Source organism: Devosia yakushimensis, from assembly GCF_030159855.1.
GTDB classification, from domain to species: domain Bacteria; phylum Pseudomonadota; class Alphaproteobacteria; order Rhizobiales; family Devosiaceae; genus Devosia; species Devosia yakushimensis.
Window position 1 is genome coordinate 2,117,142 of record NZ_BSNG01000001.1, and the last position, 15,241, is coordinate 2,132,382.

At 63.2% G+C, this 15,241-nt stretch carries 11 protein-coding genes; 3 read left to right on the forward strand and 8 right to left on the reverse strand.

The window, feature by feature from the left end:
* Nucleotides 1-118: 118 nt before the first annotated feature.
* The 6 genes from QQL79_RS10375 to QQL79_RS10400 are packed head-to-tail and all read right to left on the reverse strand — an operon-like array spanning nucleotide 119 to nucleotide 6,642.
* Nucleotides 119-1,027 (reverse strand): carbohydrate kinase family protein, encoded by a 909-nt coding sequence (locus QQL79_RS10375; protein WP_284390495.1) that lies wholly within the window; start codon nucleotides 1,025-1,027, stop codon nucleotides 119-121.
* On the reverse strand, nucleotides 1,024-2,088 hold the full coding sequence (locus QQL79_RS10380; protein WP_284390496.1) for an ABC transporter ATP-binding protein: 1,065 nt from the start codon (nucleotides 2,086-2,088) through the stop codon (nucleotides 1,024-1,026). The genes QQL79_RS10375 and QQL79_RS10380 overlap by 4 nt, the downstream gene beginning before the upstream one ends.
* Nucleotides 2,088-3,596: an argininosuccinate lyase gene (argH, locus tag QQL79_RS10385; protein WP_284390500.1), complete on the reverse strand. Its 1,509-nt coding sequence runs from the start codon at nucleotides 3,594-3,596 to the stop codon at nucleotides 2,088-2,090. Before argH ends, QQL79_RS10380 begins: the two co-directional genes overlap by 1 nt.
* A gap of 3 nt (nucleotides 3,597-3,599) precedes the next feature.
* Nucleotides 3,600-4,445, reverse strand: a complete 846-nt coding sequence (locus tag QQL79_RS10390) for a carbohydrate ABC transporter permease (RefSeq protein ID WP_284392865.1) — start codon at nucleotides 4,443-4,445, stop codon at nucleotides 3,600-3,602.
* Between the two features lie 5 nt (nucleotides 4,446-4,450).
* Nucleotides 4,451-5,383: a carbohydrate ABC transporter permease gene (locus tag QQL79_RS10395; protein ID WP_284390502.1), complete on the reverse strand. Its 933-nt coding sequence runs from the start codon at nucleotides 5,381-5,383 to the stop codon at nucleotides 4,451-4,453.
* 11 nt (nucleotides 5,384-5,394) lie between these two features.
* Nucleotides 5,395-6,642: an extracellular solute-binding protein gene (locus QQL79_RS10400; RefSeq protein WP_284390504.1), complete on the reverse strand. Its 1,248-nt coding sequence runs from the start codon at nucleotides 6,640-6,642 to the stop codon at nucleotides 5,395-5,397.
* A 199-nt stretch (nucleotides 6,643-6,841) separates the two neighbouring features.
* Between QQL79_RS10400 and QQL79_RS10405 the strand changes: the two genes are divergently transcribed.
* From QQL79_RS10405 to solA, 3 genes are all read left to right on the forward strand, one after another.
* Nucleotides 6,842-8,068 (forward strand): ROK family transcriptional regulator, encoded by a 1,227-nt coding sequence (locus tag QQL79_RS10405; RefSeq protein WP_284390506.1) that lies wholly within the window; start codon nucleotides 6,842-6,844, stop codon nucleotides 8,066-8,068.
* Between the two features lie 262 nt (nucleotides 8,069-8,330).
* A complete protein-coding gene (locus tag QQL79_RS10410) occupies nucleotides 8,331-10,694 on the forward strand; it encodes a PIG-L family deacetylase (protein WP_284390508.1) in 2,364 nt (787 codons plus the stop codon).
* Nucleotides 10,694-11,866 carry an N-methyl-L-tryptophan oxidase gene (solA, locus tag QQL79_RS10415; protein ID WP_284390510.1) on the forward strand — a complete coding sequence of 391 codons (1,173 nt, stop codon included), beginning with the start codon at nucleotides 10,694-10,696 and terminating at the stop codon, nucleotides 11,864-11,866. The genes QQL79_RS10410 and solA overlap by 1 nt, the downstream gene beginning before the upstream one ends.
* A gap of 84 nt (nucleotides 11,867-11,950) precedes the next feature.
* Here the strand turns inward: solA and QQL79_RS10420 are convergent, their stop codons facing one another.
* Nucleotides 11,951-14,458: a PIG-L family deacetylase gene (locus tag QQL79_RS10420; RefSeq protein ID WP_284390512.1), complete on the reverse strand. Its 2,508-nt coding sequence runs from the start codon at nucleotides 14,456-14,458 to the stop codon at nucleotides 11,951-11,953.
* A 194-nt stretch (nucleotides 14,459-14,652) separates the two neighbouring features.
* Nucleotides 14,653-15,117 carry an RrF2 family transcriptional regulator gene (locus tag QQL79_RS10425; protein WP_284390515.1) on the reverse strand — a complete coding sequence of 155 codons (465 nt, stop codon included), beginning with the start codon at nucleotides 15,115-15,117 and terminating at the stop codon, nucleotides 14,653-14,655.
* Nucleotides 15,118-15,241: the final 124 nt, after the last annotated feature.

A 15,241-nucleotide genomic window follows, 5' to 3' on the forward strand; every position in this document is an offset into this window, starting at 1 on the left:
CTCGCCATACCACCGGGTCATTCCCGCGAAAGCGGGAACCTCTGTTTACTTTCCAAACAGTCTGAAACGGAGGTTCCCGCTTTCGCGGGAATGACTCCGAGTTTATCGGGGACTCGCCTCAAGCCACGTGATGCGCAGTCCCCAAACTACCCGTACCACCCGTCGCCTGCACCGAACGTGACCCAGCCTCGATGGCCGCCGCGAGGCACGCATCCATGGCAGCCCCATCCAGCCATGCATGCAGGAACCCCGCATTGAACGCATCGCCAGCGCCGGTGGTATCGACTACCTCCACGACCGGCGTGGAGCGGCGGATGACCTGTCCATCCATGCTCAGCATGGCGCCATCGCCACCGCATTTCAGCGCCACGACCGGAAAATGCCGCGCCAGGCGCGCCAGCGCTTCTCCGGGCTCCTCGCAATGGGTCAGCTCCCGGGCTTCCTCCAGATTGGGCAGGAAGACATCGACCCCAGCCGCACGCTCGAAGAACATCGGGTCCTTGATCAGCTCCGCATCCCAGCTGGGATCGAGCGAAACGGTCAGCCCGCGCTTTTTCGCCGCCGCAACGGCGTTGGGGATTTCGTGCAGCGTGGCATATTCGGCAATATGCAAATGCCCCGCTTCGCTCCAGCCGATGGCCTCGTCGAACGTCGCCGGCTGGGCATGACCGGCGCGGCGCGAGAGGAACGCCCGCTCTTCCTGCTGCACCATGACGACCGTGACCTGCGGCCCGGCAGAGGGATGCCGGTCAAGAAAGCGCAGGTCGATCCCCAGCGCGTCAATCTGGCCTTCCAGCGCATTGGACACCGCATCGGTGCCAAACCGCGCCAGCAGCGCGGTCGGGCGCCCCAAAGCCACGGCATGGGCCGCGGTAATCAAGGCGCCGCCGCCCGGCGTGATGGTGAAATCGCGCGCAAACAGCTCACGTCCGAGTTCAGGCATGGCGTCCAACCCGTTGAACACCATGTCGCAATAGATGCGGCCCAGGCTCAGCATGGCCCGGCCGCGCACTTGTGTGGAGGTCATGCCCGGCCCAGCGCCCGTTCTGTTGCCGCATCGAACAGGTAGAGCGAACCGGGCTCGGCCCGCGCCGCCAAGGTGCTGCCGACGGCCGGCACGACGCGGCCCGGTGCGGTGGCGATGACGGTTTCGCTGCCTATAGCCAGATGCACCAGTGTTTCCGACCCCAGCGGCTCGACGGCGACCACCTCGCCGGAAAGCGTCAGGCCCGGCCCCTCCGTGCCCACCACGAGGTCATGCGGGCGCACGCCCACCTTGATGGCGGCATCGGCAAAGTCGATCTTGCCGCCATCCCATTTGGCGCCGTCGATGGCGAGACCGCCACCGTTCAGCGTGCCGGAAACCAGGTTCATCGACGGGCTGCCGATGAAGCGGGCGGTAAAAATGTCGACCGGGTGTTCATAGAGATCGGTCGGGGTGCCGACCTGCAGGATATGGCCATCGCGCATCACGACGATCTTATCGGCCATGGTCATGGCTTCGATCTGATCATGGGTCACATAGACGATGGTGGTGCCCAGCCGGTGATGCAGCCGCTTGATCTCGAGCCGCATCTGGGCGCGCAATTGCGCGTCGAGATTGGAGAGCGGCTCATCGAACAGGAAGGCCGCCGGTTCGCGCACCATGGCCCGGCCGATGGCGACGCGCTGGCGCTGGCCGCCCGACAGGGCTGCCGGACGCCGGTCGAGCAGCTTTTCGAGGCCCAGCACCTTGGCCGCTTCCTCGATCAGCCGCTGCTTTTCGGCCTTGGGGAGCTTGGACGTATAGAGCCCGAAGCCGATATTCTGGCCCACCGTCATATGCGGATAGATGGCGTAGTTCTGGAACACCATGGCGATGTTGCGCTGCTTGGGCTCGCGCTGGTTTACCACCTGGTCGCCGATCAGCAGATTGCCGCCGGAAATGTCTTCGAGCCCGGCAATCATCCGTAAAGTGGTGGATTTTCCGCAGCCCGAAGGGCCGACGAAAACGACGAATTCGCCATCTTCAATGGTGAGGTCGATGCCATGGACGGCGCGGGTCCGGCCATATTCCTTGACCAGGCCCTGAAGTTCGATTTTGGCCATCAGGCATTTCCCTTCAATGCGTCGAAGCGCTGTTTGAGCTGATGCGCAGCTGCGGCTTCGCGCTGCACGAGTGTCTGGAGACGGGCGGCAAATTCCCTGCCCTGCGTCTGGTAACCGGCAAGAGCGGCTTCGAGCGGAGCCGGCGCGGGTCCGCCGAAGCGGGTGCGCACGGCAACGAAATATTCCGGCGAGACCAGTTCGGCGAAGGTCGCGGCATCGATTGCGGTCTTGCGGCCGGTGGATTTTTCAAAGGCATCGAGGAAGGGGGCATAGCCATCGGCGACAAGATCGCCACCGCTGGCCACCACGGCCCGCGCCACGGCAGCGGCGATTTCGTGCCCTTCACGGAACGACAAGCCCTCGCGGCGCACCAGACTATCGGCCAGTTCGGTAATGGTGATGCAGGAGCGGCGGATATTGCTCGCCACCCGCGCCGGATCGACCTTGATCTGGGCGACCAAAACCGCCAGGAGGTCAAGCACGCGCTCGGCACTGTCAAAGGCCTGGTAGCCCATGGACTGGGTTTCGCCCTCGCTGTCATTCATGTCGGTGAAGGGCGTGTTGTGCATGATGTCGAGCATGGCCCGCGCCCGGCCGAAGGTCTGGCTCGCCAGATGGCGCAGGTGTTCGATCGGCACCGGATTGCGCTTTTGCGGCATGATCGAGGAGATCTGCACCAGCGAATTGGGCACATAGATCTGCCCCACCTCGAAGCTGGTCCAGAATTGCAAATCCTGGATCGGCCGGCCCAGATGGAGGAACAGCAGCTCAAGCGCGCCATAGGTGGAGGTGATGTAGTCCACCGCTGCGATGCAGCTATAGGAATTCTGCAGCGGGGCGGCAAAGCCCAGCAATTCGGCAACCCGTGCCCGGTCGGTGGCAAAGCCCGACGTGGTGATCGCCGCCGCGCCCATGGGCGAGAGATCGACAATGGCATAGGCTTCGAACAGCCGTTCGATATCGCGGGCCAGCACTTCGATCACGGCCGCAAGGTAATGCCCGAACGTGGTGGGCTGGGCCGGCTGGCCATGGGTATAGGCAACGATCAGCGTGGCCTTTTCCCGTTCGGCGGCTGCCACCAAGGCGCCATGCAGGGCAATGGCTTTGCCGATCAGCACGTCGAGCCGCGCCTTGAGGCCCAGCTTGAACAGGGTGTGGTCGATATCGTTGCGCGAGCGCGCCGTATGCAGCCTCCCCGCCAGATCGGGGCCAAGGCGCTTCTTCAATTCCTTTTCGATGAGGAAGAAGAAGTCCTCGACCTCGCCGGTATAGACCAGCGTGGAGGGGTCCACCTCGGCGTCGATGGCCTCCAGCGCGCCGGCGATCTTGCCCGCCTGGCCGGCATCGAGAATGCCGGTTTCGGCCAGCATCACCAGATGCGCCCGGTCGATGGCGCGGAAGGCCGCGACATGGTGGTTCTTGGCGCCATCGAAGAGCGGGCACAGCACGGTTTCCTTATAGACGGGATCGGGAAAGACCGAGCTATCGGAAAGTCTTGGATCGGTCATGGTCTACCCCTTGAGCCCGGCCAGCATGACGCCGCGCACGATGAAGCGCTGCAGCACGAGGAACACCAGGAGCGTGGGGATCGTGGCCAAAGCCGCGCCGGTCATGATCATTTCCCACTTGATGGATTGCTCGACGGCAAAGCTCGAAAGGCCCACCGGCAGGGTGTAAAGCTCCTTGGACGTGGTCACGATCAGCGGCCAGAAAAAGGCCGTCCAATTGCCGAGGAATGTGAAGATGGCGAGCGCCGAAATGGCGGGGACGACCATGGGCATGGCGATCTTCCACCAGATGGTGAATTCGTTGAGCCCATCCACCCGTGCGGCTTCGAGGAAATCGTTGGGCACGGTTTCGAAGAACTGCTTCATGAGGAAGGTGCCGAAGGCCGTCATCATGCCCGGGAACATGATGCCCCAATAGCTGTCGAGCCAACCGAGCTGGCTGCTCATCAGATACCAGGGGATCACCAGCATTTCGGTGGGGATCATCAGCGTCGAGAGAATGGCCAGGAAAATGAAATAGCGGCCGCGGAACTCGAACTTGGCCAGCGTGTAGCCGACCAGCGAGTCGAAGAACACGTTGGAGATGGTGACAGTGAGCGCGATGAAGGTGGAGTTGAAGAACCACCGCATGAAGCGGCCATCACCCAGCACCTTGAGATAATTGTCGAAGGTCGGCGCCGCCGGGATCAGCCTCAGATCATAGACCTGCCCGGCCGTCTTGAGCGAGGTCGAGAACATGAACAGCAGCGGGGTGATCATGATCAGCCCGCCGATCAGCAGGATGGTCCAGGCGATGATCCGACCGGGGCGGATATCAAGCCGGTTGGCGCGCAGCTCGGTCGAGGGCATGGCGGTCATTTCTTTTCCCTCATGATCCAGAGCTGGAGCAGCGAGACAACGAGCAGGATGGAGAACAGCACCACCGTTTGGGCGGCGGCATAGCCCATCTGGTAGGACGAAAACGCGGTCTGGTAGATCATAAGCACCAGCGGCTTGGTCGCGTTGAGCGGCCCGCCGGGATCATTGGTGGTCATGTTGTAGACCTGGTCGAAAATGCGGAGGAACCCGATGGAGGAGAACACCACCAGGAATACGGTGGTAGGCTTCAGCAGCGGAATGGTAATCTTACGCAGGATGGCCCATTCGCCCAACCCGTCGATCCGCGCCGCCTCATAGAAAGTGCTGGGAATGGCGCGCAGGCCGGCCATGAAGATGATGATCTGGAAGCCCAGCCCGGCCCAGATGGCGGGCACGAGCACGGTGGGCAGCGCCTGCACTGTCGAGCGCAGGAAGGGCTGCTGCTCGATGCCGAGCGAACCCAATAGGCCATTGATCACCCCGATCGGCACGGGCTGGTAGAACCAGCGCCACACCCAGCCCATAGCGGCTGCGGTGGTGAGGAAGGGCAGGAAATAGAGCGCCCGGATGAAGCCGTGCATGAACCGCACACGGTCGAGATAGAAGGCGATCGTGAAGGAGAGCACTAGGCTGAGCGGCGTGCCGATCAGCAGGTAGAGAAAGGTATTCTGGAACACTTTCCAGAATACCGGATCGGCAAACATTTTCTGGTAATTGGCCAGGCCGATGAAATTGGCCGGGCGCAGCAAGTCCCAATCCGTCAGGGACAGCCAGAATGCCTGCAGCGTCGGATAGAACCTTATGCCTGCATAGAACAGGATCGGCAGGGCGAGAAACGTCCAGGCCCAGATGACCCGTTTTGTCTTGATGCTGAAACGGTCCCAGAGGCGGCCGCGGGCCGCCTCCCCCGTGATGGTATCCGACGCCATATGCGCTGATCCTACTTGGTGGCCGCGTCGATGATAGCCTGCTCGGCCGTGGCGGCCGCGGCAAGCGAATCCTCGATGGACTGGCCTTCGAGCAGGACGCGGTTGACCATGTCGATGGCGACCTGGCGCTGCCCGGCTTCGTCATAGAACTTGGTGGTATGCGCGTATTCGAGACCCTTGAGGAACGGCCCCAGAATGGGGTCGGCCAGGTTGGCCTCGGTCAGGGCGACATCGCGGCGGGCCGGCAGTTCGCCCACCACGTCGAGCCAGATTTCCATAGCCTCGGGCGAAGAGATATAGGCCAGGAACTTCTGGGAAGCCGCTAGCTCTTCGCCTTGGGCGCCGGAGCCGATGGCATTGGCGAAATAGCTCGAATAGTTCGAGCGCAGGCCATTGGCATCGGCCGGCAGTTCGGTGACACCCCATTCGAACGGATTGTCGGCAAAGGCGCCGAGGCGGAAGGTGCCATCGATGGTCATGGCGGCAAGACCCGCGCGGAACGCGGCCTGGCCTTCATCCATGAAGCCCACCTGCCCGACCTTCGAAGCGGTCTGCAGATCGGTATAATATTTGAGCGCGGCAGCGCCCGCAGCGTCGTTATAGGCGACATTGCCGGCTTCGTCGTAGGGCACGCCACCATTCTGGCGGATCAGCACTTCGCGCCACCAGTGATGGTCCTGGCCGGCCATGTCGAGCGTGATGCCGGCGCTGGTGATGTTGCCGCCGCCATCGCGCTTGGTGGTGGCTTCGGCAGCCGCCAGGAAATCGACCAGGTTCTGCGGCGGATTGGCCGGATCGAGCCCGGCTTCGGTGAACAGCGCCTTGTTGTAGAACAGGGCCAGCGAGCGCACGGCGGTCGGCAGGCCATAATAGCTGTCGCCACGCTTCATCGCCGAGACGATGGGGAAGAAATCGGCTTCGATTTCAGCGCTGGGGAACACGGCCGGATCGAGCGGCTGGATCAGCTCGCCATTCACGAAATTGTCGAGCCAGCCATAGAACAGCTGCACCACGTCAGGGCCCTGCCCGGCAACCTTGGCGGCGACGACGCGCGTCTGGTAGTCGGCATAGGGGAAGGTGACCTGCTTGACGGTGATGTCGGGATTGGCCGCCTCGAATTTCTCAATCAGCTGGTCCATGGCCTGAACGCGGGTGTCGAACACATATTGCCAGTATTCGATTTCCACGGCCTGGGCCGAGCCCAGCGCCAGGAAGCTGATGCCGGCCGCGAGCCCGGCCAGTTTTGCCTTATTGCGCATTGATAACCTCCAAGTGGCCCGCTCTTCCTCAGCCGGCCGTTTTTCCTTGCAGAAGGGCGAACCCCGCCATTCCCAGGCTGAGCGTCAGCCATGTGACAGGCGCTTGTCAATAAAATAATCTACTTGAGTTATTGTTCTGCACGGCTAGTCTGCGTTCCGGGGGATGTGGTAGGTGACCCGTGATCAAGGAGGGCGGTTCTTGAGCAGTCAGGACAAGCGCAATTTGCGCCAGCGTGTAGCGATCGGCAGCAATCCCGAGCGCAATCGCGCGCATAATCGCCGCGTGGTCCTGGAGGTCATCCGCCTGCATGGCCATCTGGGCCGCACCGAAATCGCCCGCCGCGCGCAGCTGACCGCGCAGGCCGTCGCCAATATCGTCGAAGAACTGCTGGACGAAGGCCTGCTGGTCGAGCTGGGCCGCATGCGCTCGGGCCGCGGCCAGCCGCCGATCCAGTTTGCCGTCAATCCCAATGGCCCGGTCACCGTAGGCGTCGAAATCGCCGCCGATCACATGGTCACCGTGCTGCTCGACCTGTCGGGCGGCTTGCGCGCCCAGTCGATCAGCCCATTGGAGCGGACCGATCCCGATTATATTCCCGGCAAGGTGGCCGAAGAGATCGGTAAGCTGCGCGCCTCGGCGCAGGAAACCAGGTTGCTCGGTGTCGGCGTGGTTATGCCCGGTCCCTTCGATATCGAGGGCATGAGTTCGGTGGGGCCGGCCACCCTGCCCGGCTGGACCGGCGCCGATCCCGTCAAGCTCATCGCCAAGGCCACCGGCGAAAGCGTGGTGCTCGAAAACGACGCTACTGCCGCCGCCGTGGGCGAGCGTCTTTATGGCGCCGGCCGGCAGAGCGGGAATTTCTGCTATCTCTATTTCGGCGTCGGCCTCGGCCTGGGCGTGATCCAGGATGGGCGGCCGCTGCGCGGCGCTTTCGGCAATGCGGGCGAAATCGGCCATGTCGGGCTGGTACCCCGCAAGGGCAAGACCAGCTATGGCGCGGCCGGCGCGCTGGAACGCTTCGTCTCCGTCTATGCCCTGCGTGAGCAATTGGCGCTAGCGGGCATCTATGCCGCCAATGTCGACGACATCCAGGCCCTGCATGACGACAACAATCCCCATCTGATGGGCTGGATTGCCAGCGCGGCCGATTATCTCGCGCCCACCGTGGGCATGCTCGAAAACATCTTCGATCCCGAAACCATCATCTTTGGCGGCGGCCTGCCCGATTCCGTGCTCGATGCGGTGATCTCGGCGCTCGATCCCCTGCCCGTTTCCGTCGCCACGCGGCAGAAGCGTACAACGCCCCGCGTCCTGCGCGGCCAGACCGGCCAATTGACCGCCGCCCTTGGCGCGGCCGCCCTGCCCCTGCTCGACACCGTTTCCCCCCATCTCAGCACCGCCACCGGCCCGGCTGCGGCGGTGTGAGGTGGCATTTCTTCCCACCAACCGCGCCCCCTCCCGCTTGTGGTGAAATGTTCGCTCGGTCCTCAAATCACCCACGGTGTCATTCCGGCGAAGGCCGGAATCCATGCTGTGCCCTATCCCCACACGGGATGGCGCTGATGGTCTTCAGCTTGGATCCCGGCCTTCGCCGGGATGACACCGCATTTTTGAAAGCGTCCAGAGCAAATACTTCCTCCCTAAAGGGGGAGGTGCCGCATCCCGTCCAAACCCAGCCAGGCCTCCCATGCTGACCGCCCGCGACCGTCTCGCCCGCCGCAAATCCCGTCCCGCCCTTGTCGGCCTTCACCGTGCCCTCAGCCGGCTGACCTCGACGCTGACGGTGATGAATACCGGCGCCCATCCCGATGACGAGCAAAGCGGCATGCTGGCGCTGATGCGGTTCGGCATGGGCATGCGCGCCATCATTGCCTGCTCGACGCGCGGCGAAGGCGGCCAGAACACGCTGGGTCCCGAGCGCACCGGCGCGCTGGGCGTGTTGCGCTCGCGCGAAATGGAAGAAGCGGCTCGCGAGCTGGATGCCGACATAGTCTGGCTCGGCCACGGCCCCAATGATGCCGTACACGATTTCGGCTTTTCCAAAAGCGGCCCGGACACGCTCTCGCGCTGGGGCAAGGAGCGCATTATCGAGCGCCTGGTCCGGGCCTATCGGCAGGAACGGCCCGATATCGTCATCCCGACCTTTCTCGACGTGCCCGGCCAGCATGGCCATCACCGCGCCATGACCGAAGCCGCCGAGACGGCAATCGCCCTGGCAGAGGACCCCACGGCCTATCCCGAGCATTTCGCCCAGGGGCTCACGCCCTGGAGCATCGCCAAATATTACCTCCCGGCCTGGTCGGGTGGCGGCGACACTTATGACGACGAGGTTCCGCCGCCCCCGGCGACAGTGACCGTCACAGCCCAGGGCGCCGATGCGGCGACGGGCGCGAGCTACGATACGCTGGGCGAATTCTCCCGCTGGTATCACGCCAGCCAGAATATGGGTCATTGGCATGCCCAGCCAAAGACGGAATGGCCGCTCCATCTCAAGCTGGGCGGCGGCAGCGAAACCGATATCCGCGCCAACCTGCCGGCCAATCTCACCGAGATTGCCGCGCTCGTCGCCAGCTCGGCATCCGCCCCACTCCGGGCGGCCGAGGCGGCTATAGCCGACGCCATCTCCGCCTTCCCGAACGGGTCCCTGGTCACCAAGGCGCTGAACATTGCCAAGACCGAGCTATTGGCAGCCCAGGCGGCCCTCACAGTCCCGGAAGCCGCCCTGTTCGGCCATCGCCTTGCCCGCAAGCTGGCAGAGATCGATGCGGCCCTGATCGCCGCCAGCGGGCTCGATGTCCTCGCCTGGGTTGAGCCCGCCAACCTCGTCCCCGGTGGCACGGGGCAGCTCAAGGTCTGGCAGGGCAATGGCGAGGCCGGCATTCGGCCGATATTGGCCCCCTACCTCACCGCCGATTCGCCCCGTCGCGACGGACCGGTCACGACCTTCCCGCTCTCGGTGGCAAAAGACGCGCCCATCGCCAATGCCTATCTACCGGGTTATTCGAGCCTGGGCGGCAATGGCGCTGTGCAGCTCGAACTGACGCCTGGCAGCGCGAGAATCCTGATCGACACCGAGGAGCCGGTGCAGATCGTCCCGGGCCATGCCATAGGCCTCACGCCGGATGCCGTCATCATCCCCCTGCCCGCCGCACCTGCCGAATATGCCATCGCCATTCACTCCGATGCACCTGAAGCGGCAGTGACCATCACCTCGGCGCCGCATCTCGATATCGCCAGAAGCGGCAAGGGTTTCACCCTTCGCACCGATAGCGGCCTCGCCTCGGGCCGCGTCACCATGCCCGTCACGGTCGATGGTGCTCCGGCCTATAGCCTCACGCCCATTGCCTACCCCCATATCGGCCGCACGCATTTCGTCCGGCCGCAGGCGCTCGACGTTCTCGCGCTCGACCTTGTCCTCCCCCGCGCCCGCATCGGCTATATTGGCGGCGGCAGCGACCGGGTCGGTCTCTGGTTGTCGCGCATGGGCGCCGACGTCACCGAGCTGGACGCCACCGCCCTTGAAGGCGATCTTTCCGGCTACGACACCATTGTCGTCGGTATTTTCGCCTTCGGCACCCGGCCGGACCTGGCGCGCGCCACGCAGCGCCTGCATCGCTGGGTCGAAAACGGCGGAAACCTGCTCACACTTTACCACCGCCCTTCAGACGGCTGGGACCCCGCTGTAACGCCGCCCCGGCCTCTGACTATCGGCTCGCCCTCGCTGCGTTGGCGAGTCACCGATCCGCGCGCAGAGGTTAACAGTCTGCTAGCAAATCACCCCCTGATGCTAATGCCGAACCGCCTCTCCGAGCGGGATTTCGAAGGCTGGGACAAGGAACGCGGGCTCTATTTCGCGTCCCAGTGGGACGATGCCTATAAGCCCTTGTTCTCCATGCATGATTCGGACGAAAAGCCCTTGCTTGGCGCCCTGCTCAGTGCCGAAATCGGCAAGGGCCGGCATACCCATACCAGCCTGGTTCTCCATCACCAGCTCGACAAACTGGTTCCCGGCGCTTTCCGCATCCTCGCCAACCTGGCCGAAAAAACCTGATGAATCAAAGCTTTGATGTCGCCGTTATCGGCCTTGGCGCCATGGGCAGCGCCGCGCTCTACCAGCTCGCCAAGCGCGGCATAAGAGCCGTCGGCATAGATCGTTTCGCCCCGCCCCATGCCGAAGGTTCCACCCATGGCGAAACCCGCATCACCAGGCGCGGCATAGGCGAAGGCGAAACCTATGTTCCCCTCGCCATGCGCTCGCATGAAATCTGGCGCGAACTGGAGGCCGAGACGGGCCAATCCATGCTGTTCGAGGTCGGGAGCATTGTGATCTCCGAGGCCGATGACAATGTCGAAAGGCCCGGCCGCACGGGCTTTATCCGCCGCTCCATCGCGGCCGCGCAGCGCTATGATATTCCCCACGAAATTCTCGACGCCGCCGAGATCGGCCACCGCTTTCCCAATCTTATCCCCGGGGAGAACGAGATTGGCTATTATGAGCCCGGTGGCGGTTATCTGATGCCTGAGCGATGCGTGGCGGCCAATCTGGCGATGGCCAAGCGGCACGGCGCGGAATTGCAGCTGGGACAGATCGTCGAGGCCATTGTTCCAGATGGCTCCGGTGTCACCCTTTCGGTCGGCGGGGAAACCATCCACGCCGGTCAGGCCATCGTCACCGCCGGCGCCTGGGCCGGCAAGCTGCTGGGCGCGCCGTTCGAGAGGCTGCTGAAGCCGACGCGCCAGGTGATGCACTGGTTTGCCCTCGCGCCGGACGCACCGGCGGAATGGCGCAGCTCGCCCGTTTTCATGTGGCCGCATGGCGAGCAGGAAGATGGCTTCTTCTACGGCTTCCCCAGCCTTGATGGCATCAGCGTCAAAACGGCGGATGAGTTTTATGGCGCCGCCAGCGATCCCAATGCCATAGACCGCATAGTGCCGCAGTCAGACTCGCATCGCATGCATGCGACCCATCTGGCCGGACGGTTGGCGAGCCTAACAAATAAACCAATAAAAACAGCTACTTGCATCTATACCGCAACGCCGGACAGCGCTTTCCTCATCGACAGGCATCCGGCATCGGCCAATATTATCGTCGCCTCGCCCTGCTCGGGCCACGGCTTCAAGCACTCCGCCGCAATCGGCGAAAGCCTGGCGCAATGGGCTCTGGACGGCGCCCCGGCCATCGACCTTTCCGCTTTCAGCCTCGCCCGGTTCGGCCAGTTCTAAACTGACAAGGCTCCCGATCCGGAGATCGGGAGCCTTGCCGGGAGGGCCAGCCTGCAGGGAGGTCTCGCAGGCCGGCTATGACATTTAGTGGCGTGCCGGCTGGATCAGGTTGGCCAACAGGCGGAAGGCGCCGGGCACCAGTTTGTCGAGCTGATGATGCAGCACAAGGCTGGTATGGGTATGCCGCCCCTGCCCGATCTCGGCCGAAAGCAGAGAACCAGTCAGCGGCTCCTCGCCGGAATCACTCATGGAAAGCAATGGCTTATAGACTTCGTCCCATTCCGAGGCGAAGTAGAGCCCGCGCTCCTTATCCCAGTTCGACCAGTCTTCCTCGGTCAAGGTATTGGGATAGTTGAGCAGGGGATGATCCCCTTCCAGCACGGTCACTTCCGCATTCGCATCGGTCACCCGATAGCGGATCGAGGGCGAACCGATCTTGAGGAAGGCAGGCGGAACCGTCTCCGGATTCCAGCCATCGGAGGGACGATGATAGAGCGTCACCAGATGGCCGCCATTGTTCACCCATTCATGGATACCGGGCAAAGCCGCGACCAGATCGGGCCGCTTACCGAAGGCGAAGATGCCGACAACCAGCGTATCGAGATCGCGATAGGCCCCGGCCTCGATATCGCCAGGGGTCAACTCGACCAGCTCGACGCCGAGGCGACGCAGCCAGATATGCACATTGTCATTGCCACCGCTGACATAGCCCACCTTGGTATTGCCCGGCAGCGCCGCGCCAACCGACTGCACCGGCACCGATACCAGCGTCGGCACCACCGATTTACCGATATGGGGATAGGAGAAGGTGTTGATGGCATAGGCCGGTTCACCCAGCAGCACCGGCTCGATGGCAATACGCGTCGTCCCCAGATCGGCCGGCGGAGCCAGCTCGAACGTCCCAGCCTCACGGCCGGTTTCGCCGGTCGGCTGCATGGACCAGCCGTCCGGCAGATCGAAGGCCAGGTCGTCCGTGGTGGCATTGGCGACGACCGCGGTCATCTCCACCGGAGCGATGTCCCGCTCGGTATTGAACACCACGGCGTCGGGCTTGAGCTCGAGCGAGGCGGCGGGGATGACGCGCAAAGCGTCTTCCAGATCGATATCGAGCACGGTGGTTCGTCCGGCAATTTCGGCGGTGAGCCGCACGAAAGCATCGCCATTGCCGCCAAGCGGATCGAATTGCTCGGTCAAGGGATTGGTCAGCGCCGCATCGCCCGCGGCAGTCACCAATTCGCCCTCTTCCCCAGCCGTGCTGCTCAAACCATCGCGGCCGATAATCGCAACGGACTGGACCACGACATCTTCCGGGGCGTCGACATCGGTCTTGACCAGAACTTCCTGGCCCGGACGCAGATCGGCCCCGTCGGTATAGGCGCGGACATGCATGCCGGCGGCGGTGGCCAGAACCAGGTCGATCTCCTTGACCTTGCGGTCGAGGCGATGGGCAACCGTGTCGACCAGCTCGGCGGGAAGCTGAGCACGCGCCGCATCAATGGCCGCGCCGATTTCGATAACCTTGGCAACCACGGTCTTGGGGTCGCCGTAATCGGCAATCGCTTCCTCGATCAGGCCCTGGGCGTTTCGCAGGGCATCGGCAGCCGAGGCGGGCATGCCATCGAGTTCGGCAATATGGCCGACCGTGGCGATGAGACCGTCGCGGATATCATTTTCCTGGCTCGGCGCCTCACCCTCGGCAACGCGCGACAGGTTGAGCTGCCATTCGGTCTGCGGATCAGGACGCCAGGTGCCCATGCCCTGTGTCAGGTGGCAGGAGCGAGACCATTCGCCCATTTGCGGGAAGGTGGCACCGGAAATCGGGTCGCGCGCCGGGGCCTTGACCACAAGCGTCGTTGGCGGAGGCGGAATTTCATCGTCATAGACGCCACCGCCGCCGCCATAGGCGGGCAGGTAGATTTTGGGCACGTTCCAGGGCTTGAGGCCGGCCGCGATCTGCTCGGGGAATTCGGTCTCGTTGCCGGAAATGTCGGCCGTGATGAAGGTTGCGACGGTTGCCGCGCGATGCTGGCCATGCTGGCCGGGCACATCGAGGAAGCAGTTCATCACCACGTCGGGCTTGTAGTGGCGGAAGGCCCAGGTCATGCGCTCGATGACCCGGTCGCGGCCCCAGCGCGTGATGGTGGCATCGGGATCTTTGGAAAAACCGAAATCATGCACGCTGTCATTGTGACCACGGCCACCGAAGGCAAGCGAAGCGTCGAGCGAACGGGATGCTTCCTGCATTTCCCGCGTCCGCAGCACGCCCAGCACCGAGCCGCGTTCGGGGCCGATGCTGTTCTGACCGCCCTCCCCGCGCGTAATGCAATAGAGCACCGGGCGGATGCCATAGACGTGGCGCAAAGCGGCCAGGAGACCGCTTGGCTCATCATCGGGATGAGCGCCCGTGGTCATGAAGGTAACGGTCGAGGTCAGACGCTCAAGCTGGCGGTAGAGCTTGACGATTGCCGGTTCGCCCTTCTGGCTGGCGATCAAAGCCAAATCCGAAGCGGGTGCGGCCCAGGCCGGTATTTGCGTGGCCATCAACAATGGGGGCACGGATGCGACGAAGGTTCGCCGGCTCATTCGCGTCATAGCAATTCCTCTCTTTCCTCTCCAAGTCGAGCAGCGGCGAGGTCCAAGCAGGCCCCGCATGACAGCTCGATGACAGGACTATGGGAGGGCTATTAACGTAACTCAAGTATGTTAATCGAAAGAAATGACGTGTTTTTTTGAGATGCACCATCAGGATGCATCCAATCGGGCGTGCAGAGGATAAGTTGCGCTGATCAGGCGCTGCGCGTTTCGGAGGCCGTGGTCTCGGAGGCAAGCGTCTCGATGGGGCCCAAATTGCCCAGCTCGGTCAGGCTGGTATTATCAAGCACTTCGGCGATGGCATTGCGAACTTCGAGCATGAGGTGGCGGACCTGGCAGGTGGCCATGTCGCAGTCGTCGCAGGGCTGGAAGCGGGTTTTGCTGGCGCAGGGGATGGGTGCGAGGGGGCCGTCGAGCACGCGCACGACGTGCCCGATCTTGATCTCCTCGGGCGGGCGGGCAAGGCTATAGCCGCCGGTCTTGCCCTTGCGGCTGTAGACGAAGCCGGCATTGCGCAATTCGGCCAGGATCGCGTCGAGGAATTTCTTGGGAATATTGTTGGCGGTGGCAATCTCGCCCACGAAGGCGAGCTGACCCGGCGGCAATTCCGCCAGGGCGGAAAGAGCTTTCAGGCCGTATTTGCCCTTTTTGGTCAGCATCGGCTTCTGCCATTCGGTCGGGCAGCCCCATGGCCGCCATCGGTCCGTTCATAAAATCTAGTGATCCACTAGACAAGGCTATAATTGTTCTAAAGTGAACGAGGTTGGTGGAATGGGGTTGCGT

What these genes read in the sequence shown, in the direction of transcription:
- QQL79_RS10380 (WP_284390496.1), bottom strand. Translation starts at nt 2,088, where the DNA reads ATGGCCAAAATCGAACTTCAGGGCCTGGTCAAGGAATATGGCCGGACC.
- QQL79_RS10410 (WP_284390508.1), top strand. Translation starts at nt 8,331, where the DNA reads ATGCTGACCGCCCGCGACCGTCTCGCCCGCCGCAAATCCCGTCCCGCC.
- QQL79_RS10425 (WP_284390515.1), bottom strand. Translation starts at nt 15,117, where the DNA reads ATGCTGACCAAAAAGGGCAAATACGGCCTGAAAGCTCTTTCCGCCCTG.
- QQL79_RS10420 (WP_284390512.1), bottom strand. Translation starts at nt 14,458, where the DNA reads ATGACGCGAATGAGCCGGCGAACCTTCGTCGCATCCGTGCCCCCATTG.
- QQL79_RS10395 (WP_284390502.1), bottom strand. Translation starts at nt 5,383, where the DNA reads ATGGCGTCGGATACCATCACGGGGGAGGCGGCCCGCGGCCGCCTCTGG.
- QQL79_RS10400 (WP_284390504.1), bottom strand. Translation starts at nt 6,642, where the DNA reads ATGCGCAATAAGGCAAAACTGGCCGGGCTCGCGGCCGGCATCAGCTTC.
- QQL79_RS10375 (WP_284390495.1), bottom strand. Translation starts at nt 1,027, where the DNA reads ATGACCTCCACACAAGTGCGCGGCCGGGCCATGCTGAGCCTGGGCCGC.
- QQL79_RS10390 (WP_284392865.1), bottom strand. Translation starts at nt 4,445, where the DNA reads ATGCCCTCGACCGAGCTGCGCGCCAACCGGCTTGATATCCGCCCCGGT.
- argH (WP_284390500.1), bottom strand. Translation starts at nt 3,596, where the DNA reads ATGACCGATCCAAGACTTTCCGATAGCTCGGTCTTTCCCGATCCCGTC.
- solA (WP_284390510.1), top strand. Translation starts at nt 10,694, where the DNA reads ATGAATCAAAGCTTTGATGTCGCCGTTATCGGCCTTGGCGCCATGGGC.